This is a genomic window from Trebonia kvetii (genome assembly GCF_007827045.1).
Classification (GTDB): domain Bacteria; phylum Actinomycetota; class Actinomycetes; order Streptosporangiales; family Streptosporangiaceae; genus Trebonia; species Trebonia kvetii.
Map to the genome: position 1 here is coordinate 60,430 of NZ_RPFW01000013.1, position 22,489 is coordinate 82,918.

Below are 22,489 nucleotides of genomic sequence, written 5' to 3' on the forward strand. Positions count from 1 at the left end.
GGACCGACGTAGCTGAGGGGTCGCGCGCACCGCGACCACGGAGCGCCTGCGGCCTTGTCGCGGCTAGCGGCGGGTTTCCCGCGCAGGCTGTCCGCTGCTGGCGTCTCCCTGCTGCCGGCCACGGCTGACCGCGCCCACGATGACCTTGACCGCGAGCGCGAAGATGACGAGATCGGCAATCATCTGCCCGGTGACCACGAGCCGCGCCGCCTGGATCTTGGCCGTGATGTCGCCGAACCCGACCGTCGACAGCACGGTGACGGTGAAGTACAGCCCGTCGGTGTGCGTCAGCCAGCCCGTTGCTCCGCCTTGGCCGCAGCCTTCTCCGTACCCTGTCACACCAGCGCGAACACAGACAGCACCGGCGGCCAGCGCGCAGCGCAGGGGGGATTGCCGGCCCCGCCAGCTCGACGGTTCATGACTGGGCCAAGCACTCCAAGCGCCGGCCCGACAGCCTTGTTATGTCCGGCTGCGGTCATGCCGCCAGTAGCGTTTCGCCTTGGGCTGGCGCGGCCTGACGATCAGAACGGGGGCCGGCGCCTACCGCTGGCCTAGCCATCCCGCATAAGACCGGGATTCATCCAGGCCGGGTTCCGTGCGACCGGGCAGGGCCTGGGCGAACACCAGCGTGGCGGCGGCCTCGATTTCGCTGCGCAGCAGATCGGCGGGGCCGGTCGCCTCGAACCCCAGCGTCCACCAGTCCTGGCCGCACGTGCGGACCTCAGTGAGTTCCACCTCGCACTCCGGCTTCTGGCCCAGCCTCGCGGCGGCCGCCACGATCTGCCGGCTGGCCGATGAGAACCGGATGATGCGCCGCCTTTTGCGTACCTTCCTCCAGCCGGCCTGGTCGCCTCCGTCTTGGCTGGGAAGGCCGAAGGGAAAGGACCACTTCTGCCAGCCTTCCATGAGCCCGCGGGCGCGGCCCGCCACCTGAAGGACTCCCGGGCTCCCTAGGTAGGCCTTCACCTCCAATGCCCTGCCCCTGCGGATCTTCACCGACAGCCCGGGCAACGACGGATCCACCAGGTAGGTGTCCTCGCGTGATTCCATTCTGGCGGGGAACCGCCCGAACCATCGAGCCACCCCGGCCTGCAGTTGGCCTGGGAAGATCCACCGCACCTCGAGGCTGCGGACTGCGGCGGTTACCGGGCTCTGCGGCGGTTCAGCCGTCATCGTCATACGCTCCTGACGCTGGCCGGCGGCCAACCCGGGCGCTGCCCCCGCATGCCTGCGTTTGCGTCAGGCCAGCCAGGCGCTGCCCGGGCCCTGCGGACACTCCATGATGATTCCCGCCGGCCGCGAGCAGAGATCATCCTTCCCGGGTGATGTCCCTTTCGCCATCGGCGCCTCACGCTGGCCAAGCAGGAGCGCACGAGAAGCAGTGCCAGGTCTTTGAGTGTCCGGGGAGCGCTCGTGGCCCGGAGCTCGGCGGGGTGGATGGTCAGCAAGGGTGGTGGCGCCGGACCGCCACGGCCAGCGGCTGGTATCCGTGGGGACCGTGTGTCAGCGAGCGGCAGTGGGCACGGTCCCTACTACCGGGGCCGATCCCGGCAACCCCGGTAGCAGGGACAGCTACGACCTGGACCTGGATGTCTTCATTCCTACGACTAACGGCAACTCCCCTGGTGAAAGGAGCACGGATGGTACTCGCGGCTGCATCATCTTCTTATCCGCTCTTGAACATTTTCTGGACGATTGTCGAGGTCTTCCTGTGGGTGATCTGGTTCTGGGTCCTGATCACGGTGTTCATCGACATCTTCCGCAGCCCTGACCTGTCCGGCTTGGCCAAGGCCCTGTGGTTCCTGTTCGTGCTGTTCATCCCGCTCATCGGCGTGCTGGTCTACCTGATCGCCCGCGGCGGCTCGATGCACCAGCGATCGGTCTGGTAGGTCCCGCACCAGGACCAGCCTGCCGCGGTCACGTCCAGCCAGCCAGTTGACCGCGGCGTTGGGCGTATAACCGGTCCCGCGCCCCACCGCCCCAGCCGCCCCGTGCCGCACGACAGGGAGGCCGGCAGCCCGCCCGCAGATCGGCCGAGACGACAGCGGCATCGGCGCACAACCGTACGCCAGGCCTCCCAGACCACGACGGCCACTATGCCGGGCCCAGGCACCGCACCCGATCCGCGGGCCGGAGTTGGGCGCGACGTTCATCCAGTACGGCCGGTTCCTGATCGACGTGTTCCAGGAATGGGTGCGACGCGACATTGGTGCCGTGTACGTGCAGATGTTCGTACGGCACTGGCCAACCGGTATGGCGCGGGCGGCGGGATGTGCGTGCACGCCGAGACCTGCGGCAGCCAGGGCGGTCTGGAGCACACCGGTGACCTGTACTCCTGCGACCATTAGGTCGAGCCGGGCTACCTGCCGGGCAACATCAAGGACAAGCACATGCTGGAGCTGATCGTCTTGCCCCGGCAGCGGCAGTTCGGCCGCGACAAGCGCGACACCCTGACCCGGTACTGCCGGAACTGCGACGTCCGGTTCGCCTGCAACGGCGGCTGCCCCAAGACCGGTTCGCTGTCTCCCCCTACGGGGAGCCCGGCCAGCACTACCTGTGCCCCGGCTACAAGCAGTTCTTCCGTCACGTCGCCCAGCCGATGGACGCCATGGCCGCCTGCTGCGCGCCGGCCGGGCACCCGCCGACCTGATGGCGGCCTACGCGGCACAGGACTCCCGGCGCGGCCGCCACGACCTCTGCCCCTTGCCCCTGCGGCAGCGGCCGCCAATGGAAACGCTGCCGCGGCGCACCCCCCTGTCCCGGCCACCGCCGTCTGAGATCGCAGATGTCCAGGGATGTCCTGTGCTAATGCGCTCTATCCCGTGCCGCTCGCCCGGTATGCGCCGGCCGCCGCAAGCATCAAGACCATCCCTGCGGGGTGGCCGTCGGCTAGTCCTGGTTCCAGCAGCTCGCCCAGCCCCTGGTCTAGCATCAGAGCCAATCCCCTGAGGGATGGGGAGCTCTCGTGCCCGCTTACAGGGATCCTCATTATCAGTGGCTTTCGGCTGGGCCGATGTTCCAGGCTCGTCGCCCTACGCCGGTAGCTGGCTGTGGGTTGTCAGCAGTCAGGACCCTGCTTGCGAAGGTGGTGGCCGCGACCGAAGGACCTGCGCCTGCACACTGCCGGTTGCCCTGAATGACCGTGCGTGACCCTTCTGACGGGCACGTGCCGGGCGTGGTTCGAGCTCCTGGCTGCATCGCCCTAGCGGATTTCACCTAGGTGAAACGGCGCGGCGGGTGATGCATGCCCGCCCTGCCTGGGGGTAAGCCTAACGTGCCTGTGGGTAGGCCTTACGTGGTGATGGACGCGCTCGTTCATCGGACAACCCGACCGGGGAGATTCCATGGCCGACAACAACCAGATGCTTCTTTACGCCGCGGCGTATGACACTGTCGATGCCGCACTGGCAGACATGGTTGCCGTCGAGCAGCTGCACAAGGACGAGATGATCGGCAAGTACGACGCTGCCGTGATCGATCAGCAGGACGGCAAACCCCACATCGTCAAGCGGATGGACCGCTCGCGCATGCGTGCCATCCCTGAGATGTTCGGGGGCGGGACGCTGCCTCGCAAGGAGCTCAAAGAGGCGGCTGGCGTACTCACTGCTAACCAGGCAGGGCTCATCGTGGCCGGCGAGCCGACCATCGAAAAGGGACTCGACCGGGCGATTACCGGTGCCGCCAAAGTCGTGAAGCGCTCTGTGGACGCCACGACCGACGAAATCAGCAGCGAGCTGCAGGAAGCGCTCAAGAGCTGACGGTGCCGCGGCAGTCGAAGGTCTTTCATTCGAAGCCGCCTTCCTCACGGGCTGTACGGCACCGTTATGACCTTTGATTCGTAGATACCTCCTGCTACCAGGATCATCAGCTGCTAGCAGGATCACCAGCTTGCAATCGCCGTGTCCGGCGGCTGTTGGTTCCTTGCCTCGCGGCGGACGCGGTATCAGTGCACATTTAAGCCGCAGCTTAGTGCACATGTAAGCAGCGCGGCAATGCTAACCGGTCGGTTACAACTTTCTTACCATATCCAAGCTGGGTCGTTTGGAGTCGGGAGCCAACGTAGGCAGGAAACGGGCCACACTGGGCCTATCACCAGCGACGATTATCGCAGCTAAACGGCATACCAGGCCACATTCGGCGATGACCAGAGACGGACCGGATGCGCCTGAAAAGCAGACGGTCGGCGTTTCGACACCGCCCTTGACCACACACAGCCTTTGACCAGTGGAAACGCGCCGGGCGGAACCCAGGGGCGCTGACCGCTCGAATGCACAGCACTCTTCGTACGGCCTTCACAAGGACGATCAGAGAGTTGCCGATGTCGCACCGCAGTCCGCACATAACGCCGAATCGGCGCGCAAGATGAACGACTGTCTGTGGCCGTACATACGCGTACAGATTGTCCAGTTCGGCGTGTCGGGAAACCTCACAGGACGCTTTCTCCATGGTTCCAAGGGCGCGCCTGCGGCACGCCAGCGCCGGATCGGCCCGATCGCTGTGCTGGACGCGTTACGGGCGGCGGACTGGGCACGTTACGGATAGCAGGTAAGCGGCGTGCTGGCCGTACCGGTCGAATAGTTGACGCGCCTAGGGCAGTTCCATCAGCTCCGGATCAGCCGCCAGCACCCGGACCAGCCCGGCCTCATGGCGGGGAGCGCGGCCCGGATCAGGCCGCACAGCAGCGTGGTTTCCCCTGCACTCAGGGTCGCGGAATGTCAAAGCAAGGAGATCATATGAAGTCACGACTGGCGGTCGGCCTTCTGCTTGGCTGCCTTGTGGCCGCTGCGGGTTGTTCCAGCAGCAGCTCCTCTACGGCTAGTCCGGCCCCGGCTACAGCTAGCTCAACCCCGGCCAGCACGGCCCAGAACTTCCAGGTCGCTACTCCAAATGGCCAGGTATCCCTTTCCCTTGACGGCCAGCTGCCCCCGAACTGGCCCAGTCAGTTCCCTGTCCCCGCGGGGGCCAAGGTTGCCGGTTCGGGTTCTCTGGGTGGCTCAAGTTCGACGGCGCTCGTCGGCGCGTACACCACCTCGGAGTCGGCCCCGGACGCGTTCGCGTTTTACCAGGCCAGCTCGAAGCTCACCACCTCGGACCAGAAATCGGCGGGTGCCGAGACGCACTACCTCGGATCGGCGAAGATCACCGCACCCTACACGGGCTCTGTTACCGTGGTCTCCCACAGCGGCACCAGCTACATCGTCATCGTACTGACTAGCTCTCGTTCTTCTGCTTCCGCTTCCCCTGCCGCCAGTTAGCGTATGACCTGCGTCATGCGGGCAACGCGCCTGCCGCTGAGGCAAGCGTGAGCCTGGTGCCCGTGCCTGACCGTCGTCGTAAACGGAGCCCTGCGGCATTGCCGCCAGCGGGCCTCGCTGTCGCTCGATGCGCGGACGGCCGGAGTTCGCGCGTTAGGGCGTGCCTGCCGGGTGTCCCCGGCGGGCCAGCTCGTGAGCCGCCGCGAGGAAGCCCTGCTGCAGGCCGGTTTGCGCATGTTCCCCCGCGCCCGGCTGATCCATTGCGCCGGTGTCGCCGTTCGCTCGTTGAGCCGTCCGGGCTGCGGCGTCCATGACCAGCGAGTCCCGCCGCGGCGCCGGCCGTGGCGCGGTGCGGGTCAGGAGCTCTGAGAGACCGACCGCGGCTCCACCCAGGGCGACACCACGATCGCCGGTACCCGGACGCCGTAGCGGCCGAACATCTCCGGGTCGTCGTCCGGTGCCCGGGGCGGCGGGACGTGATCATAGAAGCCGCCGCGCTCTTCGTAGACGAGGACCAGGAGGGAGCGCTCCCAGGCGGGGCTTGCGGCCAGGGCGTCGTAGACGGCCAGGACGAGGTCGTGGCCGTCTACGATGTCGGCGGGCGCGTGGTCATCGTTCGGGCGGAAGCCGAGCGGGTTGAAGCTGGTAAAGGCCGGGTCGATCCAGGACACCGACGGGAGCGAGCCGCTTGCGGCGTCCGCGAGGAAGCTTGCCGCCCTCGCGTCGACCCTGATCTCGAGCTTGGTTTTCCAGCTCAGGCCGGTCTTGCTGAAGTAACCGAACCGGTGGTGTCCCGCGGCGTAGTGGGGGTCGGCCAGTCGCAGCGTCGGTATGTCAAAGCAGTACCAGCACAGTCTCCCAGCCGAATACGAGCGCAGGATTCTCCCGTAATTCATTGCGTATGGGTGCGTGCAGATCGTCCGGTTCGGCGCGGCCCGCGTTTTTCGTCCGCTGGGACCTCTTCCGGCAAGGGTCCCTTGAGATCAGGTGGTCTGTAGCGGTACCTTCGCGCTTGCAGTCGATGGAGGTCGCTGATGGCCCGGAAGACAGTGGCGTACCGCAAGCCCTGGTTCGTCGCCATCGCCGTCCTCGGCGTGGCCGGACCAGCCGGGGGCTTCGCGGGCATCGCGCTGACCTACCCGAACGGAAGTGACCCGTTCGGGGCGGTGATCTTCTCCCTTTTCGCCTGGTTCTTCTGGCTCATCGGCTGGCACTCGGCCGTCCGTATGGACGCCGCTGGCGTGGTGGTCGACAACCTGCTCGTCCGGAACACCATCCCCTGGCCCGCACTCCAGGACATCCAGGTGGCAGGCGGCCTCACGTTCCGGCTGCGTGACGGGACAACAGTCGGCTGCCTGATGTACGGCGGCTCACTGGCCGGATTGCTCACCGGCTACCCCTACCTTCGCCGGGTCGCAGCGCGCATGCGCGGTACACAGGCAGACCTTTCCCCGGGAGTCGCAGAGGCGCCGTCCGGTCTGGTCGCATCCCTTGGCCGCTGGCACGTCAGCCCCTGGCCGCCGCTGCTGATCTTGGCCACCTTGGAACTGATCGCCGTACTCGCACTGCTCATCCGCTGAACGAGACAGCGTGCCCGCTGCATGTCGGAGCAAGGGGTCGTCAGTGGCTCCGGTACAGGTCAGGGCCCGTTCCTGGCCGGCCTGCAAAACCGTGCCATTGGTGGCTCCAACGGCCATGTCCAGAACAGATTGTTCTGTACGCGCCAACTGACGGAGCATCGAGTACTCCCGAGGCGCGCCTAAGGCGGATCTCGCGCGCGGCCCGGCCTGGCCTCCGTCACAGAAGGCGAGCCGGCGAACGGCCTCCCCAGTGCCCGGGGCCGGGCCTGCCCTGCCGACTTCCGTCACTGTCGACCTCCTTGCCGGGCATTGCTGCGGCGTCCGGCTAGGCATGCCGCACCACTGGCCGCTGCCGATCACGTCCTCGCGGTTGGGGCACCTGCTGGACGGCCCTCGATCGCGGCTACCGGGTCCTGGGCCTAGCTGGGCGGCGGCCGGGGATGGGGTGTTCGGGCAGCTGGTGCTGGCGCGGATCATCGAGCCGACCAGCAAGCTCGACAGCCTGCGGGTGCTGGAGGAGGCCGGGGTGGCGCCGCTGGTCACCAGCCTGGGTCAGTCTGCTCGTCGCGGCAGGCCAGTCTCGAGGCTGACAGCTGGCGGTCTTACTGTTGAGCAAGAGCCTTGAACGGCCAGAACGCCAGAACGAGTGCCCAAAGGGGGGAGGCTCGCGATGTTTGTTCAAGTGATCCGGGGCCAAGTGAGTGACCCGGGGCAGGTGCGCGATGCGCTGGATCTGTGGGAGGAGCAGCTGGCGATCGGCGCGGAGGGCTGGCTTGGATCGACCGCGGGGGTGACCAGCGACGGCCAGTTCGTGGGGCTGGCCCGCTTCGACTCGCAGCAGGCTGCCCGGCGCAATAGTGACCGGCCCGAGCAGCACCAGTGGTGGATGGAGACCGCCAAGCTATTCACGGGTGAGGTTACGTTCTGTGACAGCAGCGATGTCACCGTCGATCTTAACGGCGATCCAGACGCAGCAGGCTTCGTGCAGGTGATGCAGGGCCGGGGCAGCGATCCGGAACGCGCCCGGGACCTCATGGCGCAGAACCCAGACGAGTGGGCCGCGTTCCGGCCTGACGTCCTCGGCAGCGTGGCGGTCGGACACGAGGACGGCGGCTACACCATGGCCATGTACTTCACCTCGGAGCAGGCCGCCCGCGAAGGCGAGCACACAGAGCCGCCGCCCAAGCTGCAGGCACAGATGGAGGAGATAAACAAGCTCAGCATCGGCGAGCCCGAATTCCTCGACCTCAGGCAACCGTGGCTTTACTCACCTTGATGAGCAGGGCCAGGAACGGGGCGATGAGCCGCCGGATCTAGTCCGGCAGTACCTTTACCTCCTGGCGATGCCACGCCAGCGGGCTGCGGTCCTCATCGCCAGCACGGTGCCCAACAGCGTCCTGCCCGTCTAGCGCAAGGCCCGAAGGCATAGGGCCGGGCGATCAGGACGGGCGTGCACCAAGGACGAGGGCCTTCACCACGTCGGCGCCGCCCGCCTGGCCCTGCGTCAGCCGGGCACTGACTGGCGAGAAAGCAAGGACCAGACGCAGATTTGGCCGTCCGGCGCGGAAGCCGATGCGTCCCGGCGCAAATCCGACGCCCATAACGGGTCGCCGCGCATGAGCCTGGCCCAGATCATCCAATCTGGCGTCGCCGTGGCGCCCGAAGTCGAAGCCTCGCCAACGCGCATAGCGGCGGCTACGGGCGCGCCGCGGGCCAGCATTATCGCCACCGTCAGTGATCGCTAGCGGAGAGTACCGCCACCGGGCGGCTTGTCGTCCGCAACTACAGGCTGTCGGCGACGGTCCAATACTGACCCTGTAGCGACGCGTCGGTGGTGTACTTGACAACAGGCAGTTCTTCGAAGGTTCCCTTCACACCTGAGCGGATGCACTGGTTGAGGAAGGCGGCTCAGCATGGTGTCTTTCGAGGTCGTCACTATCGACAAGCCCGACGGCATGAATGTGATCATCGGGCAGGCTCACTTCATCAAGACCGTGGAGGACCTGCATGAAACCCTCGTAGGGGCGAGCCCGCACTTGCGTTTCGGCCTGGGGTTTTGCGAAGCCTCGGCGGCCAGGCTCGTCCGCCGGTCCGGCAACGACCCGGAACTCGCCGAGCTGGCGGCGCGGAACGCGCTGGCAATAGGCGCCGGGCACGCGTTTATCGTCTTGCTGAGGGACGGTTTCCCGATCAACGTGCTGAACCAGGTCAAAGCTGTGCCGGAAGTCTGCGGCGTCTACTGCGCGACCGCCAACGATGTCGGCGTCCTGATCGCGGTCACCGAGCGCGGGCGCGGGATCGCGGGAGTGATTGACGGATCACCGCCCGTCGGGATCGAAACCGAGGCGGACGCGGCCGAACGGCACCAGCTCCTGCGCGACATCGGCTATAAGCTCTGACCATGGCCGTCAGAAGGACGGGGCTGCCGGAGTGATAGCTGCTTTGATAGCTCTCTCACTCACGAAGATCTGGCCGCTGCGGGCCGGTCCATGATGTATCGCAGTTGAAGTTGAACGGTCCCCCCGGTCACAGGATCGGACTGGGGCATCGTGTCGGCCAGGACGAAGCCAGCATTCACCGCCACTCGTTCGCTGGCCCTGTCACCTTGGTTGATCAGCACTTCTACAGTGCGAACACCGGGCTGCCTGGCCACCCACTGCGCAGCCAGCCGGGTTGCGCGGCCAGCCAGTCCTCGTCTCCGCCAGCCGGGCGCAGTTCCGTAAGACATCTTGAAGGCTCCGTCGTCACCTTCGGTGACGCCTACGACGCCGATGAATCGCGGTTCGTCGGGGACGGTCACCACGAAAGTGAAGGTGGCGCCATTACGGGTACGGCCGTTCCAGCAATCCAGCCAGTCCTTGACCAGCCGCTCTCCAGTCACCAGCGGGACATCCGGGAGCCACCCGCCGTCGAGCTGCTCATCCGCGACATACTGGTTTATCGTCGCAACATCGCCGGCGTCCGGTGAAGGCAGCCGGAGCCCGACCACACCATCGGCCAGCGTGCCTGCTGGCGCCTTCAGGATTGTCATGTCCCGCCTCCGATCAGATCGCCTGTGGCTCTGGTGCTCCCTCGCGTCGGCAACGAGCGAGAGGCTAGCCACCTGCGGGCGGCCCAGACGGCAGTGCCACAGCCAGCAGATTGTCCACCGCGGTCACGCCAGCGACCCGCCATACCGCCGCGGTCGCCGCGGCGCATTGGGGCTGGCTCGGTACCGTGCCGGTCAGCGATACGGCGCCAGAAACGACCTCGACCTCGATGTCGTCCGCGTCGACGAGCGGGTCGGTGACCAACTCCTCAAGCACTGCCGCATAGATGTTCCTGTACGTGACCACCCTGCTCACCCTCTTGGTGTTGCCTAGTTCGGCTGCTCGCCATGCAGCGCGCCTTGCATTTGCTTTTCGGGCCCCTTGGGCAGGAAGGTCTTGAAGACGGTGACGCCTTACTCCTGCCCACCAGCGAGGTGCCGGGAAGCGGCCTCCCCGCTGTTCTCCTCCATGACCGTTTCATTGCACCGCGATGGAACTGACCGTCGCATCGCCCCGATGGGATGATCCGGTCCCTCGCTGCGCAAGTCAGGGGCCTTTCCCCACTCCGGCAGCCGGTGGCGGCGGTCCGTCAGGCGGGGTTGTCGTAGCCAATGGATAGCTCACCGTTAGCCAGACCGACGTTGATCACCGCGCCGTCGTGCACGTCGCCGGCGACCAGTGCGCGGGCGACGGGGGTCTCGACTTCGCGGGCGATGAACCGGCGCAGCGGGCGTGCCCCGGTACACAGGGTCGAAGCCCCGGTGAGCGATGAACGCGCGAGCGTCGGGGGCCAGTTCCAGCGTCATCGACCGGTCGGCCAGGCGGGGCACGCAGATCTTAGACAATCACTTGTCTTCCGCAGGGGCCGCCTCATGATCAAGCCGGCACGCCGGGATCAACCCACATAACCCGCCTTAGGCGCACATAATTTTGGCGGCTCGGCAGCGGCAGCCAGCAGTCTCAGCGGATTCTAACTGCGCACACAGAGTCGGCAGGGAGGATGGACGCGAGCTCGGCAGGGATGGTCATCGGCTGCTGGGCCGGGGGAGCGGGCTCCGGTCAGGTCGCCGGGGTTCGGCGGCCTGGTTGTGCGGTTCCTGGGCGGTTGTCGGGCTGGGGCGGGGACTGGGTTTGTGTGAAGAGCTGGTCCATGATTTCGGCGCCGGTGGTGATGACGGACCGCAGTTCGCGGCGGTAGACGATTTCGGTGGTGCGGGTCGAGCAGTTCCTCAACATCACCCCACCCCCGGAGCAGCACCCAGCCCCGGCCCGGCGCACCAGGAGCTGACCGCCGGTGCGCGCACACGACCCAGGACAGCAGCCGGCGCCCCGGCGGATCAGCCCCGGCGGCAGGCCGTTCCGGGACATGGCCCTGTACGAGCGGCTGATCAGCAGCGGGATCGCGGCCGCGGACCGCCGCGGTGGCGTCGTGGATCACGTCACCGCCCGCCGGAGGTCGCTGTGGCTGCTGTCCCGCTCCCAGCAACCAGACTTCATGCGCGGCCTGATCCGGTTCGCCCGGGACGGCGCCATCACCGCGTCGCTGAAGAAGGAGCTGCGCTACTACGCCCGCTACCCGGGCCACCCGCACCAGCCGCAGTCCGCCCGGCTCCTGCAGTACGCCGTCGCCCGGGGGACCGACCTCGGCCCCATCGGCACCGACTTCGCCGGACTCTGCGATCAGGTCGACTACGCCGACTCCCTGCTCACCGAACTCCACGACCGCGTCACCCACGGCCGTATCCAGCCCGAACAGGCCTCACCGGAGGCCGCAGGCCCGCAGCCCGTCACCCTGGCCCGCCACGACCCCGCCACCGGAATAGTCACCCTCATCCTCGACGACTCCACCGCCAGCATGGCCATCCACGCCATCAGCATCAGCGCCACCGACCGCGAAGCCCACGTGCGCGAAGTCCAGCAGTACAGTCAGAGCCTCCCCGAGAACTCCTACGGCAGACTCAACCGCCAGGTCATCGCCGCCCGCGAAACACGAATCACCACCCGCCTGCGAGCCATCGAACACGCCTACCGCACAGCCATCGACCACGACGCCGCACCAGCACTCGAGCGCTTCGAAATAGCCGCCCCCGTCGACAGGACGCCCGACCGGGAGCTGGAACTCGAGTAACGCGCTCAGTAATGGGAGCACATCGCTACCGCGCGCAAGCAGAGGAAGAATGCCATGGGCACTAGTCACCCTCATGCTCGGTACCTGTTACGCGTCACTCGCCACGTTCATATCGTGCCTCCACATCTACTATCAGTTCCGCGCCGACCGGGCCCGCAGGACGCTGCGCGGGATCGACGAGCAGGTCGCCAAGTCGGCCAAGGCAGTCGCCGGGCTGGCCGTGGTGAAGCGCAACCGGTTCATCATGCTCGAGGGCGCCGCCAAGACCATCAACCGCGAGCTCGAAGCCAAGGCCCGGGACCTGGCCGGGCTGAAGGGCTACGTCACGAAGCTGGCCGCCTGCCCGGACGGGACGCCGGTCACCGCGGACTTCGTGATCGACAGCTACCAGGAGCTGTGGAACATCGAGATAGGCCACCGCTGGCACCGGTCAAGTCGTGGTGCTTTCTCACGGCTCTTCTCCTGTGTCGTCGGGTTCGTGTGCGGGCGACGCCCAGCGGGCGCGGGCGTAGAAGCCTGGCGGGCGTGCCCTGCGCTCGCGTAGCTGCCGCATCTGCTCGTCGTCGGCGGTGATGATCCAGTTCCTGGTTCCGGGTGCGTGGCGGGCGGTGATCCAGCCGCGGTAGATCCAGTTGTAGATGGTGGCGGTGGGCATGCGCAGCTCGGCGGCCAGTCCCGGGACCGACCACTGGCCGGGCTCGAGGCTGGCGAGCGCCGCTGGCCGGCCTTTCGGCTGGCGGCGGATGCCGCGCTGGGTGATCAGGGTGCGGACCTGCCCGTGGTTGAACCGGCTGGTGCGCTTGGGCGGCCGGAGCCCTTCGGCGTTGAGGGCGTCGGCGATCTGCCGGTTATCGCGACCCGCGGCGGCGAGCTCGGTGACGCGGGCCAGGAGCGCCGGGTAGTAGGACAGCTGATCCAGGCGGGCGACTGGGCGCACGGTCTGCCCGGTGGTCTGGTGCCCGCCGGCCCAGGTGATGGCGATGTCGACGAGCTCGCTGTTTCCGACGACCGTGGCGGTGATGTCCTCGATGACGATGCGCAGCAGCTCCTTGCGGTCGGCCTGCGTGGTCGACCGCGCGTTCCAGACCAGCGGCAGGTCGCGCGCCAGGGCCTGGATCGCTTCGCGCTCGGCGGCGGTCAGGGTGGCCGGCTGCTCTTCGGTGAACCGCTGGTAGTCCGCTTCCAGCAGGGCGGTCTCGGCGAGGGCGGCTTCCCAGTCTGCCTCCAGCTGGCGGGCGACGAGCCGGTTCTCGGGCTCGGCGAGCTGGTACTGGCGGCGGGCACGGTCGGCGGCGTGGCGGGCGCGCTCGAGCCGCTGGCGCCAGAGCTTGTCCAGCATGGCGCGCTCGTCCTCGGCCTGGGCGGCGGCGGCCATGGAGACTTCCAGCGCGGCCGGGGCCACCGCCTCCAGGACCCGCGCCGCGATCCAGTCGTCGAGCGAGGGACCGGCGATGTGCTGGCAGTTCCCGCCGATGCCGTAGTTGGCCTGGTAGAAGGCGCACGTGTAGCCGTGCGCGGGCCTGGCGGCCCCGGGCCCGTCGTGGTAGCGGACCGTCATGCGGTGGCCGCCGCAGCGGCCGCAGCGCAGCAGCCCGGACAACAGCGCCGAGCCGTCCCGGGGCGCGCCCGGGGTCGCCGCGGTCTGCCGGTTGGCGGCCATCCGGCCGATGTTCGCCTCGTACTCCTCCTCGGTGATGTAGGCCGGCAGCCTGCCCGGCAGCAGCGCGAGCCACTCGCTGCTGTCCATGACCACCCGGCCGGTGCTGGGCCGGCCCGCCACCTTCCGGCGCGGCTCGACCTGGCGGCGGCCGTAGGCGTAGTACCCGGCGTAGACCGGGTTGTGCAGCATGAGCTGCAGCGTCTCCCGGGTCGGGCGCCGCCACTCGAGCTCTCCCTTCGCCGGCCCCGAGTGAACGCGGACCGGCAGCTGGACGCCCTGACCGACCAGGTAGCGGAGCACCCCGTTGAGCGTTCCCAGCCGCCGGAACGCGCCGAAGACCAGCCGGACGACATGCTGAGCCTGCTCGTCGGGGTCGAGGGCGGCCTCCCCGGACGGGCGGCGGACGTAGCCGATCGGAAGCGGGACCGCCAGCTCGCCCCGCTCGGCCTTGGCGAGCCTGCCCGACAGCATCCGCTGCCGGATCAGGTACAGCTCCGCCTCGCTCATCGTCCCCTTCAGCCCCAGCAGCAGCCTGTCGTTGTAGACCCCGGGGTCGTAGACCCCGTCAGGATCGGCGAGCAGCACGCCCGACAGGGAGCACAGCTCCAGCAGCTGGTGCCAGTCCCGGCCGGTCCGCGCCAGCCGCGACATCTCGATGCCCAGCACGATGCCCGCACGTCCCATGGTGACCTCAGTGACGAGCCTGGCAAAGCCCTTCCGGGAATCCGGCGTCGCCGCCGACACCCCCAGGTCGTCGTCGATGACCACCACCTGCGACCGCGCCCAGCCCAGCGCGACAGCCCGCTCCGCGAGCCCGTACTGCAGCCGGGTCGACTCCGAGTGGTCAAGCACCTGCTGCCTGCTGGATTGCCGGACGTAGACCACCGCCGCCCGGTTCAGGTGCTCAGGGCGGATCTTCTGCTGCAACTGCCCTTGCGGCCGGTACCTGGCCAAAGTCATCGCGACCGCCTCCCGTCGCCCCGGCTGCGGCCCTGGCTGCCAGCATCGCCAGCAGCGCCACCGCCGCAGCCCGCCGTTCCGGCGGCAGGGCTGCCCAGACCACAGGACCCGGAGTCACCGATACCCCGGTGCTCAGTCGCATCGCGCTCACCTGCTGCCGCTGACCGCAGCCGGCGAGCCACCGCCGCCGCCTGCAACAGTGCTCCCACGCTCACTATCGCCGCAGATCCCGGCATCACGCCAGAGACGAATTCCGCTTTACCGGCATCAGCAGTGGCCGTTTGAAAGATCGTTCCGGATGGCCAAGAGAGCGACCCTGTAGGCCTGGCCGGTTTATCACCGCAACCGCGATTCGATCGAGGTCCACGCACATCGACTGCGGCGTCGGGCTGATCCTTTGTGGGTGACAGCCGTTACAGGGATTGAATTGTCAGGATTATCACGTTCGGTGCCTGCCCGGCGTGGCGTGGTGACGGCGGCTGCTGGCGGGGCTACTGCGGTGTTATGAGGTATCCGGATGGTGGTGGCCTGTCCGCCGCTGGGCGGGCGAGGCGCGAGGAAGTACGGTTGCAGGCCGCGGAGTGGTTCGCGGAGGGGATCGAGCCGCCGGAGGTGGCGCGGCGGCTGCGGGTCTCATCGAATTCGGCGTACGTGTGGCGGCGGCGCTGGCGGGCCGGCGGTGAGGCGGCGCTGGCGTCCAGGGGCCCGGGCGGGGCGGCGTGCCGGCTGGGCGCCGCGCAGCTGGCCCGGCTGCGGGCCGCGCTGGAGGCCGGCCCGGCCGCCTGGGGCTGGAGGGAGGATCAGCGGTGGACCCTGGCCCGGGTCACGACGCTGACCGGGCGGCTGTTCCATGTCCGGTACACGCTGCGCGGCAGCTCTTACCTGCTGCACCGCATCGGGTACACCCCGCAGGTCCCGGTGCACCGGGCCATGGAGCGGGACGAGGCGAAGATCGCCGCGTGGCGGGCCGGGACGTGGGCGAAGGTACGAGGCTAGCGGCGGCGACCGGGGCGTGGATCTGCTTCGAGGACGAGGCCGGGCAGAACCTGCGCCCGCCGAAGGCCCGGACCTGGGCCCGCCGCGGGCACACCCCCGTGGCCGCGGTCTACTTGAACACCCATATCAGCGCCAAGATGGGGAGATTCGTCGGCTCTCACCTGGACTGGCTGACCGAGGTCCGGCTGCCCGCCTACGCTCCCGAGCTCAACGCCGCCGAGGGCGCCTGGTCGAACATGAAGAGCGGCCTGGGCAACCTCGCCGCCCGCGACGCGGACCAGCTCGCCGCGATTGTCAAGAACCGGCTCAAGCGCATCCAGTACCGGCCCGCCCTCATCGAGGGGTTCCTGGCCCAGACCGGACTGACCCTGGAACCTCAGCCGCCGTAGAGGCCCAAATGCTGGCTATTCAACCTCTGTAGCATCAACTTTGCGGACACCGACGACATCGCCACCCCGTAGCAACCCTGATGCAGTGGAGAAGATCAACAGGTAGGTGCGGAGCGTCAAGGTCGCCAAGATTCAAGGTTTCGCTCGAGCTCAGAAGGTCTATTAGAGCCTCTCGCCGTACCACCTCGTTGCCGAAATGATGTATTTCTTAGTTAGCAGGAAGCCAATGCTGCGGCGTCCACGAGGTCAGCGTGCAAGTTCGGTCTGGAGCGAGGCAAGCCCCGAGCTGGGAACAACTGCTCGAGGCTACTATCGTCGCGCTCACGATTCCAGGTGATGAAGGCCGTAGCCAGGCCACTGGCTTTTTCATCGCCCCCCGTATCGTGGCGACCTGCGCTCACGCGATCAGCGGAAATCCCGAGGGGAGGGTAGTCCAGGCAATCGCGGGTCGTCAGGCCTTCACCCTGCGTGCCACAGCTAGCCGGTATTTCCGTGACGACAAGGGGCTGGACGTTGCACTGCTACAGCTCGCCGACGATTCAGCACCGGCGCATGATTACGTGCTTGCCTCTGACGAGATACTCGTGGGCGATCAGCTGTGGACGTTCGGCTTCGGGGACAAGTTGTATAAGGGCGGCAAGCCCGCTTCCTTTTCCTTTGAAGGTTTCTCCCGTCGCGAGCACGACTCCCCCCTGGCTCTCGGCCGCGTACGCGGGACCCCGGTTGGCCCGGGATACAGCGGCAGTCCCGTCGCCAACCGGCGCACTGGAGCAGTGTGGGGGATGCTCTGCACGGCTGACCGCACTGGCAGCGCCCACATGCTCCCGATCGCGCACATCCGCAAGCTAGACGAAGCCGTGCAGATCGTTCATTTTGGGACGGAGACTCGCCAACAGCAGTGGCTGGCTGCGCTGGCCGATGATCAGCTTCTGGCCGGCGGATGGCGCTACCCTCCGTCCCCGGTTCGCGCGTACCTGCACGCCGCGCGGAAGACCTCTGACTTCCACCCGTACTCTACGATCGTTCCTGGTGTCGCCTTGCGCCCGCTGTCCGAGGTTTACGTGCAGTCGTTCGCGTGGGAGAACGCCGGCTCAGACGTATCCCCGCGCGAAGACGAGCGGCTGCGAGCGAGCGAGGTTTTCGATTCGCGGGGCAACAGCGTCCTGATCGGAGGGGCGGGCACCGGTAAGTCGAGCCTGCTGCGGATGGCAGTTAGCACGACGGTGTGGCGCTGGGAAGGTCAGGAACCGACTGAGTCGGGCAGCGTGCCGATTCCCGTGCTGACTCGTGCTGCCGACCTGATAGGCGACCTGCCGTTCCCGGAGGCGATCGCGCTCAGTGTCTCCGGCGACCCTGTCGTTGGGAGAATGCGAACTTGGCCAGCAGAGATGTTCGCGAGGCCGCCTTTTCCGGGAGCCCACTGGCTGATTCTCGTCGACGGCCTCGATGAGCTGATGAGCGGCAGACGCCGCCGGGATGTCCTAGCGAAGCTGGCGAGGATTCATGAGGAGAGTCCTGCCCTTTTCCGCTTCGTGGTGGCCACCCGGCCGTTGCCTGACGACGAGACCGCGATTCCGCCCGCGTGGCTACCGAGATGCTTTCAGCTCCTGTCCTTTGACGACGAGCAGTTCAAGGAGCTCGCCGAGAGATGGTTCATCCAGCTGGGGCTCCAGGACCTTTCGGCCGCCGTAGAGCGGTTCACCGCTCAGGTGCACGGCAGCGAGTTGACTGGGGTTGGCCACAATCCGCTCATGGCGACCATGCTGTGCCGGCTGTTCGCCGCTGACCCGGATGGATCACTGCCGATTGGCCGCAGCCAGATCTTCGACGCGTTCGAGGAACTGCTGTATGACCGCCAGTATGGCGAGGAGCCCGGCGGGATGCGGTTTGAGATCGACGCAGCCCTTCGCCGGTTCGGGCATGACGCACAGAGCATCGGCGAGGTTCTTGCCCTCCTGCCAGACGTGATCGGACGGCTGGCCTGGCACCGGATGTCCAGCGACACGGTGCCGACCATGGACCTGGTAGGCGATTGGCTAGCGAGCTTTAGACCGCGTATCTTGCTTGACTCCGACTGGCGCAACCTGCTAAGCGAGCTGCTGCGTCGCAGCGGCGTCCTCCAGGAGCGGGCCGACGACTTCATCTTCATCCATCAGACGATCGCTGAGCACCAGGCCGCCCGGTATGTTCTGGCCGACACCGATCGCAGTAACGCCACCTTCCAGGAGCTTTTCCGTAAGGCCGCATGGCGCGATACAGCCTCCTCCGCGCGCTGGCAGCAGTCTTATGCTCGATTCCTCGTCGCGGGCTGGTCCGGACGTCAGGACCTGCCCGAGGCGCTGCTCCGCGTGCTGGATAACGACGGGTGCGGCGGAGCACAGTTCGTGGCCTCGCTAAGGCCTGACGGCATTGAGCTGCCCGGCGACCTGCATCGCAGGAGCCTGGACAGGCTAGCCGACTTCGCGGCTGACCCCGACCAATCTGAGCAAGACCGGCGGGGCGCCGCGACGACCGTGCTGATGAACAGCCAGACGCGGGGATGCGCGGTGCTGGCCCGGGTGATCCGCACACCGGAGTTCAGCCCGGACTACCGCGTCTGGGCGCTGGAAGCCCTGGCCAGCGCACGCGAGCAGATTCCAGCAGGCACCCCGCCACGGACCACAGGAAGAAGCCCGGCGATCGCGATGCTGTCCCTCGCGAAGATGAAAGGCGCCACCGGGCGAGAGCTGATCGCCGACATAGCGGCCGATTCAACCTGGCCGCCGGACTTGCGGAAATGGGCTACCCAGGCGCTGTTGGAGGTCGGTGACCCGCGCGGCCGGCTGATGGCGGTACCCGAAGCCCCTGGGCTCGCGTCCGCGGCGCAGCCCGTCTCGCCCGGCGCCGGAGTACGCCGCCGCCTGGAAAGGCTCGGAGTACAGGGGGGGTCCGGTGTGAACCCTGTACTCGAACTGCTGATCAAGACAATCCGCGCACATCATCCCAAGGCCGACATCCACCAGGTGGAGCGAGCCTATGAGGTGGTCGCGTACTGGCACCGGGGTCAGACCCGAAAGAGCGGCGATCCGTACATCACTCACCCGCTCGCGGTCGCGACGATCCTCGCCGAGCTAGGCATGAACACCGAGACGATCTGCGCCGCCCTGCTGCACGACACCATTGAAGACACCGACTACACCCTGAACGAGCTGCGGTCGGAGTTCGGCGAGGACGTCGCCGCCCTCGTCGATGGCGTCACCAGGCTGGACAAGGTCAAGTACGGCGCGTCGGCCGAGGCAGAGACGGTCAGGAAGATGGTGGTCGCGATGTCCCGCGACATCCGCGTCCTCGTCATCAAGCTCGCCGCGCGGCTACACAACATGCGGACACTCCGCTACATGCCGCGTGACAAGCAGGAGCGCAAGTCGCACGAGACGCTGGAGATCTACGCGCCGCTGGCGCACCGCCTCGGCATGAACACGGTCAGGTTGGAGCTTGAAGACCACGCGTTCGCCACGCTGTACCCCAGGCGCTACGACGAGATCGCCAGGTTGGTCTCCCAGCGGTCACCGCGCAGGGACCAGCTGCTCCAGGAGGCCCTCGAGAACCTCTCGGCGGACCTGCGCGAGGCGCGGATCAAGAGCACCGTCACCGGCGAGACGAAACACTACTACTCGATCTATCAGGAGATGATCACCCAAAACATCAGGTTCGACGACATCTACGACCTGGTGGGCATCCGCGTCCTCGTGGACTCCGTCCGTGACTGCTACGCCGCGCTCGGCACCATTAACGCGCGATGGGATCCGGTCCCCGGCCGGTTCAAGGACTACATCGCGATGCCGAAGTTCAACATGTACCAGTCGCTGCACACCACGGTCATCGGACCAGGCGGCAAGCCGGTCGAGCTGCAGATCCGCACCTGGGGCATGCACAAGCGGGCGGAGTACGGCGTCGCCGCGCACTGGAAGTACAAGGAAGAGATGCACGCGCACGGCGCGGCGCTCGCCAGCGGCAACGCGACGGCCGGCAGTGAGACCGACGCCAAGGCCAAGGCGAGCCGGGACGCCGCGGAGATGGCCTGGCTCCACCAGCTCGTCGACTGGCAGCGGGAGACCGAGGACCCGGCCGAGTTCCTCGACTCGCTCCGCTTTGACCTGGCCGGCGACGAGGTCTACGTCTTCACCCCGCGCGGCGAGGTCATCGCGCTCCCGCAGGGCGCCACCCCGGTCGACTTCGCCTACACGATCCACACCGACGTCGGCCACCGCACGATCGGAGCCCGGGTCAACGGCCGCCTCGTCGCCCTGGAGTCGACGCTCGACAACGGTGACACGGTCGAAATCTTCACCTCGAAAGTGCAGGAGGCGGGCCCCAACCGGGACTGGCTGAACTTCGTCAAGAGCGCGCGGGCGAGGAACAAGATCAGGCAGTGGTTCTCCAATGAAAGCCGCGAGGCTGCCGTGGAGGCGGGCAAGGATCAGATCGCCAAGGTCATGCGCAAGCAGGGTCTGCCGCTGCAGCGCCTGATGTCGGCGGAGACGCTGCGGCAGATCGCGAGCGAGTTGCCCTACTCCGACCTGTCCAGCCTGTACGCGGCGGTCGGCGAGGGCACGATCAGCGCGAAGTCCGTCGTGGAGAAGCTGGTCCGCGCGGTCAGCGGGATGGCCCGCGGGCGGGAGGACCCGGCCGAGATCAGCCCGATAATGTCCAGGGCGCGCATCGAGGTCGAAGGCGTGGCTGGCGTCTTGGTGCGGCTGTCCAAGTGCTGCACCCCGGTACCCGGTGACGAGATCAGGGGTTTCGTCACCCAGGGCCACGGCGTCTCGGTACACCGTGCCAACTGCGCCAACCTGGAACACCTGTCAGGTACGCAGCGCGAGCGTATGGTCCCGGTGCACTGGGCCGCGAGCGACGTCTCCGTCTTCCTCGTCGAGATCCAAGTCGAGGCCCTCGACCGGACCAGCCTGCTCAGCGACATCACCCGAGTACTGACGGACAAGCAGATCAACGTCCTGTCCGCCTCGGTGACCACCACCCGGAATCGAGTCGCGGTCAGCCGATTCACCTTCGAAATGGACGACCCAGCTCACATCCGCGACGTGCTCCGGGCAGTCCGCGGCCTCGACAGCGTCTACGATGTCTACCGCGTGACGAATTTACCCTCGGAACACGCCCATGATCTCTAACCGCCCGCAAGATCCCGGGTCCACTCCACCGTCACCGTGAACGTCCTCTGCCACGATGCTTTGCCCACCACTGCAACAAGGGTCCCGCTCTCAAGTGCCACGTTGCAATCGAATTGAACGGATACCTTCGACGCACTTGTCGGCTCGAACCTGTCGACTATCCCGGTCGCGAACGCAGCCAGCCCGTCAAGCATCCCGTTCAGCATTCGATGCTGCACCGAGGCTGACGAAGCGATTTCGATTTCGGTGTCGCGATCTGCCAACTCTCCGGAAAGGTCGTAGGCCGACAGCAGGAGTCGGCAATCACCCACCTGCACCGGAATCAAGACGGGCTCCTGCGGAACACTTCCCTGGCCATCCTGCGAGATCACCACGAACCGGCCTCCAAATTCTCCGAACCTGTAATTCTGGACATATAACCGTACGATAGACGTTTACCAGATAATCGTTCTGCAGTCATCCATAGGTAATTCACGGTCGTCGTACAGGCTCTTCTCAAGGTGTCCACAAGTGGCCTGCAGGCTGGCGGCAATGGCCAGGTTGTGCGACTCGACCGGTTTCAAGCCCACAAGCCGAAGATCATCCCACCTCCGGCCGGACCAAGACTGTCCCGGCCGACGCCGAACGCTTAACCGAGATCCGGCTGCATTCCAATTGGCGTATGCCCAGGTGGTACAGGTTTTCGGCACCCACAGGCCTGGCGTCGCTGCTGCGGCGCAGCGCCGTCGGCCAGGTGACAGGAACCACCCGCCGACCGGCGCTGGCGTGGTACGGGAACCGCGCGCCCGTTCGGGAGGAGTTCTCTAGCAAGCGGCGACGAGCCGCCAGCTCTTGCCGTTCCAGAAGGCGGTGAGGGCGGTTTTGGAGAACAGCAGGTCGCCTGGGCCGCCCCACTGACCGACTGCCGCGCACCAGGTGGCCGACACGCAGCTGACTGCGTTGAAGGCGCTGGTGCCACCCTTGGGCGGGGGTCGGCACGCTCGCCGTGGTCCAGGATCGGCCAGATCGCCTCGGCCGCCGAGGCATCCAGTGGCTCTAGTCCCGCCGACCGCCGGAACGGGCCTGACTGACATGCCAACTGGGGTGTCACCGCTAGCCGCGCTCACCGCCTCCCGATGAGCTGCTCACCGAGATCGCTGATCAGACCCAGATGCGGCTCATCCAGCCAAAGCGAGCCGACCTCGCCATCAAATCGACCTAGTACTACAACAGCGCCTCGTGATCTCTGATTCGGCGGGCGTAATGCGATTTGCGGGCGGCGGCCTGACGGCGGCGTCTCCAGTCTGACCAGTGCTCGTGGAATGCCGCAGGGCGGGCGACGCGG

General features: G+C 67.0%; 20 protein-coding genes and 4 pseudogenes. 15 read left to right on the forward strand and 9 right to left on the reverse strand.

Going from position 1 to position 22,489, the window contains the following annotated elements:
• Nucleotides 1-63: 63 nt before the first annotated feature.
• Together EAS64_RS41875 and EAS64_RS41880 are read right to left on the reverse strand one after the other, a co-directional pair.
• The gene (locus EAS64_RS41875) at nucleotides 64-339 is read right to left on the reverse strand and encodes an ion channel (protein ID WP_187366556.1); all 276 of its coding nucleotides are present in this window, start codon (nucleotides 337-339) and stop codon (nucleotides 64-66) included.
• 201 nt (nucleotides 340-540) lie between these two features.
• Complete coding sequence (locus EAS64_RS41880) at nucleotides 541-1,173, reverse strand: hypothetical protein (protein WP_145862284.1); 633 nt, start codon at nucleotides 1,171-1,173, stop codon at nucleotides 541-543.
• 503 nt (nucleotides 1,174-1,676) lie between these two features.
• Between EAS64_RS41880 and EAS64_RS41885 the strand changes: the two genes are divergently transcribed.
• The 5 genes and pseudogenes from EAS64_RS41885 to EAS64_RS41905 all read left to right on the forward strand — a co-directional run bounded on the left by EAS64_RS41885 (nucleotide 1,677) and on the right by EAS64_RS41905 (nucleotide 5,255).
• A complete protein-coding gene (locus EAS64_RS41885; RefSeq protein ID WP_222850022.1) occupies nucleotides 1,677-1,889 on the forward strand; it encodes a PLDc N-terminal domain-containing protein in 213 nt (70 codons plus the stop codon).
• Nucleotides 1,890-2,375: 486 nt separating this feature from the next.
• Nucleotides 2,376-2,507 (forward strand): annotated as a pseudogene (locus EAS64_RS47800) (SPASM domain-containing protein); the annotation flags it as partial.
• A 191-nt stretch (nucleotides 2,508-2,698) separates the two neighbouring features.
• Nucleotides 2,699-2,809, forward strand: a pseudogene (locus EAS64_RS47805) (SEC-C metal-binding domain-containing protein); the annotation flags it as partial.
• Nucleotides 2,810-3,344: 535 nt separating this feature from the next.
• Complete coding sequence (locus EAS64_RS41900) at nucleotides 3,345-3,758, forward strand: hypothetical protein (RefSeq protein WP_145862287.1); 414 nt, start codon at nucleotides 3,345-3,347, stop codon at nucleotides 3,756-3,758.
• Between the two features lie 975 nt (nucleotides 3,759-4,733).
• Nucleotides 4,734-5,255 carry a hypothetical protein gene (locus EAS64_RS41905; RefSeq protein ID WP_145862288.1) on the forward strand — a complete coding sequence of 174 codons (522 nt, stop codon included), beginning with the start codon at nucleotides 4,734-4,736 and terminating at the stop codon, nucleotides 5,253-5,255.
• A gap of 356 nt (nucleotides 5,256-5,611) precedes the next feature.
• Here EAS64_RS41905 and EAS64_RS41910 read toward each other — a convergent pair whose 3' ends face one another.
• Nucleotides 5,612-6,151, reverse strand: coding sequence for an alkaline phosphatase family protein (locus EAS64_RS41910; RefSeq protein ID WP_145862289.1), 540 nt, complete (start codon nucleotides 6,149-6,151; stop codon nucleotides 5,612-5,614).
• Nucleotides 6,152-6,289: 138 nt separating this feature from the next.
• On the opposite strand from EAS64_RS41910, the gene EAS64_RS41915 reads away from it, so the two are divergent.
• The 4 genes from EAS64_RS41915 (at nucleotide 6,290) to EAS64_RS41930 (ending at nucleotide 9,234) form a co-directional block, all read left to right on the forward strand.
• Nucleotides 6,290-6,835: a hypothetical protein gene (locus tag EAS64_RS41915; protein ID WP_145862290.1), complete on the forward strand. Its 546-nt coding sequence runs from the start codon at nucleotides 6,290-6,292 to the stop codon at nucleotides 6,833-6,835.
• A 445-nt stretch (nucleotides 6,836-7,280) separates the two neighbouring features.
• Entirely contained in the window at nucleotides 7,281-7,460 is a 180-nt protein-coding gene (locus EAS64_RS44280) for a hypothetical protein (protein ID WP_187366559.1), read from the forward strand.
• A gap of 72 nt (nucleotides 7,461-7,532) precedes the next feature.
• On the forward strand, nucleotides 7,533-8,111 hold the full coding sequence (locus EAS64_RS41925; protein WP_222850023.1) for a hypothetical protein: 579 nt from the start codon (nucleotides 7,533-7,535) through the stop codon (nucleotides 8,109-8,111).
• A gap of 637 nt (nucleotides 8,112-8,748) precedes the next feature.
• Entirely contained in the window at nucleotides 8,749-9,234 is a 486-nt protein-coding gene (locus EAS64_RS41930) for an adenosine-specific kinase (protein ID WP_145862293.1), read from the forward strand.
• Nucleotides 9,235-9,293: 59 nt separating this feature from the next.
• Here the strand turns inward: EAS64_RS41930 and EAS64_RS41935 are convergent, their stop codons facing one another.
• From EAS64_RS41935 to EAS64_RS41945, 3 genes are all read right to left on the reverse strand, one after another.
• Complete coding sequence (locus tag EAS64_RS41935) at nucleotides 9,294-9,866, reverse strand: GNAT family N-acetyltransferase (RefSeq protein WP_145862294.1); 573 nt, start codon at nucleotides 9,864-9,866, stop codon at nucleotides 9,294-9,296.
• 64 nt (nucleotides 9,867-9,930) lie between these two features.
• Nucleotides 9,931-10,170 (reverse strand): BON domain-containing protein, encoded by a 240-nt coding sequence (locus EAS64_RS41940; protein ID WP_187366557.1) that lies wholly within the window; start codon nucleotides 10,168-10,170, stop codon nucleotides 9,931-9,933.
• Between the two features lie 283 nt (nucleotides 10,171-10,453).
• Nucleotides 10,454-10,612, reverse strand: a complete 159-nt coding sequence (locus EAS64_RS41945) for a ClpB D2-like domain containing protein (RefSeq protein WP_369333578.1) — start codon at nucleotides 10,610-10,612, stop codon at nucleotides 10,454-10,456.
• 546 nt (nucleotides 10,613-11,158) lie between these two features.
• On the opposite strand from EAS64_RS41945, the gene EAS64_RS41955 reads away from it, so the two are divergent.
• A complete protein-coding gene (locus EAS64_RS41955) occupies nucleotides 11,159-11,992 on the forward strand; it encodes a hypothetical protein (protein ID WP_145862297.1) in 834 nt (277 codons plus the stop codon).
• 124 nt (nucleotides 11,993-12,116) lie between these two features.
• Nucleotides 12,117-12,413, forward strand: a pseudogene (locus EAS64_RS46550) (IS1634 family transposase); the annotation flags it as partial.
• A gap of 27 nt (nucleotides 12,414-12,440) precedes the next feature.
• On the opposite strand, the gene EAS64_RS41965 reads toward EAS64_RS46550, so the two are convergent.
• A complete protein-coding gene (locus tag EAS64_RS41965) occupies nucleotides 12,441-14,612 on the reverse strand; it encodes a recombinase family protein (RefSeq protein WP_145862298.1) in 2,172 nt (723 codons plus the stop codon).
• 504 nt (nucleotides 14,613-15,116) lie between these two features.
• On the opposite strand from EAS64_RS41965, the gene EAS64_RS41970 reads away from it, so the two are divergent.
• The 4 genes and pseudogenes from EAS64_RS41970 to EAS64_RS48035 all read left to right on the forward strand — a co-directional run bounded on the left by EAS64_RS41970 (nucleotide 15,117) and on the right by EAS64_RS48035 (nucleotide 21,165).
• Nucleotides 15,117-15,608: a winged helix-turn-helix domain-containing protein gene (locus tag EAS64_RS41970; RefSeq protein WP_145862299.1), complete on the forward strand. Its 492-nt coding sequence runs from the start codon at nucleotides 15,117-15,119 to the stop codon at nucleotides 15,606-15,608.
• The gene (locus EAS64_RS45335) at nucleotides 15,587-15,997 is read left to right on the forward strand and encodes a transposase (protein ID WP_246116141.1); all 411 of its coding nucleotides are present in this window, start codon (nucleotides 15,587-15,589) and stop codon (nucleotides 15,995-15,997) included. The genes EAS64_RS41970 and EAS64_RS45335 overlap by 22 nt, the downstream gene beginning before the upstream one ends.
• Before the next feature lie 251 nt (nucleotides 15,998-16,248).
• A pseudogene (locus EAS64_RS48030) lies at nucleotides 16,249-16,770 on the forward strand (trypsin-like serine peptidase); the annotation flags it as partial.
• A gap of 2,052 nt (nucleotides 16,771-18,822) precedes the next feature.
• Complete coding sequence (locus EAS64_RS48035) at nucleotides 18,823-21,165, forward strand: RelA/SpoT family protein (RefSeq protein WP_439333644.1); 2,343 nt, start codon at nucleotides 18,823-18,825, stop codon at nucleotides 21,163-21,165.
• On the opposite strand, the gene EAS64_RS41985 is transcribed toward EAS64_RS48035, so the two are convergent.
• The gene (locus tag EAS64_RS41985) at nucleotides 21,162-21,539 is read right to left on the reverse strand and encodes a CU044_2847 family protein (protein WP_145862301.1); all 378 of its coding nucleotides are present in this window, start codon (nucleotides 21,537-21,539) and stop codon (nucleotides 21,162-21,164) included. The genes EAS64_RS48035 and EAS64_RS41985 overlap by 4 nt on opposite strands.
• Nucleotides 21,540-21,968: 429 nt before the next feature.
• Entirely contained in the window at nucleotides 21,969-22,091 is a 123-nt protein-coding gene (locus tag EAS64_RS47030; protein ID WP_281283398.1) for a hypothetical protein, read from the reverse strand.
• Between the last annotated feature and the right edge of the window lie 398 nt (nucleotides 22,092-22,489).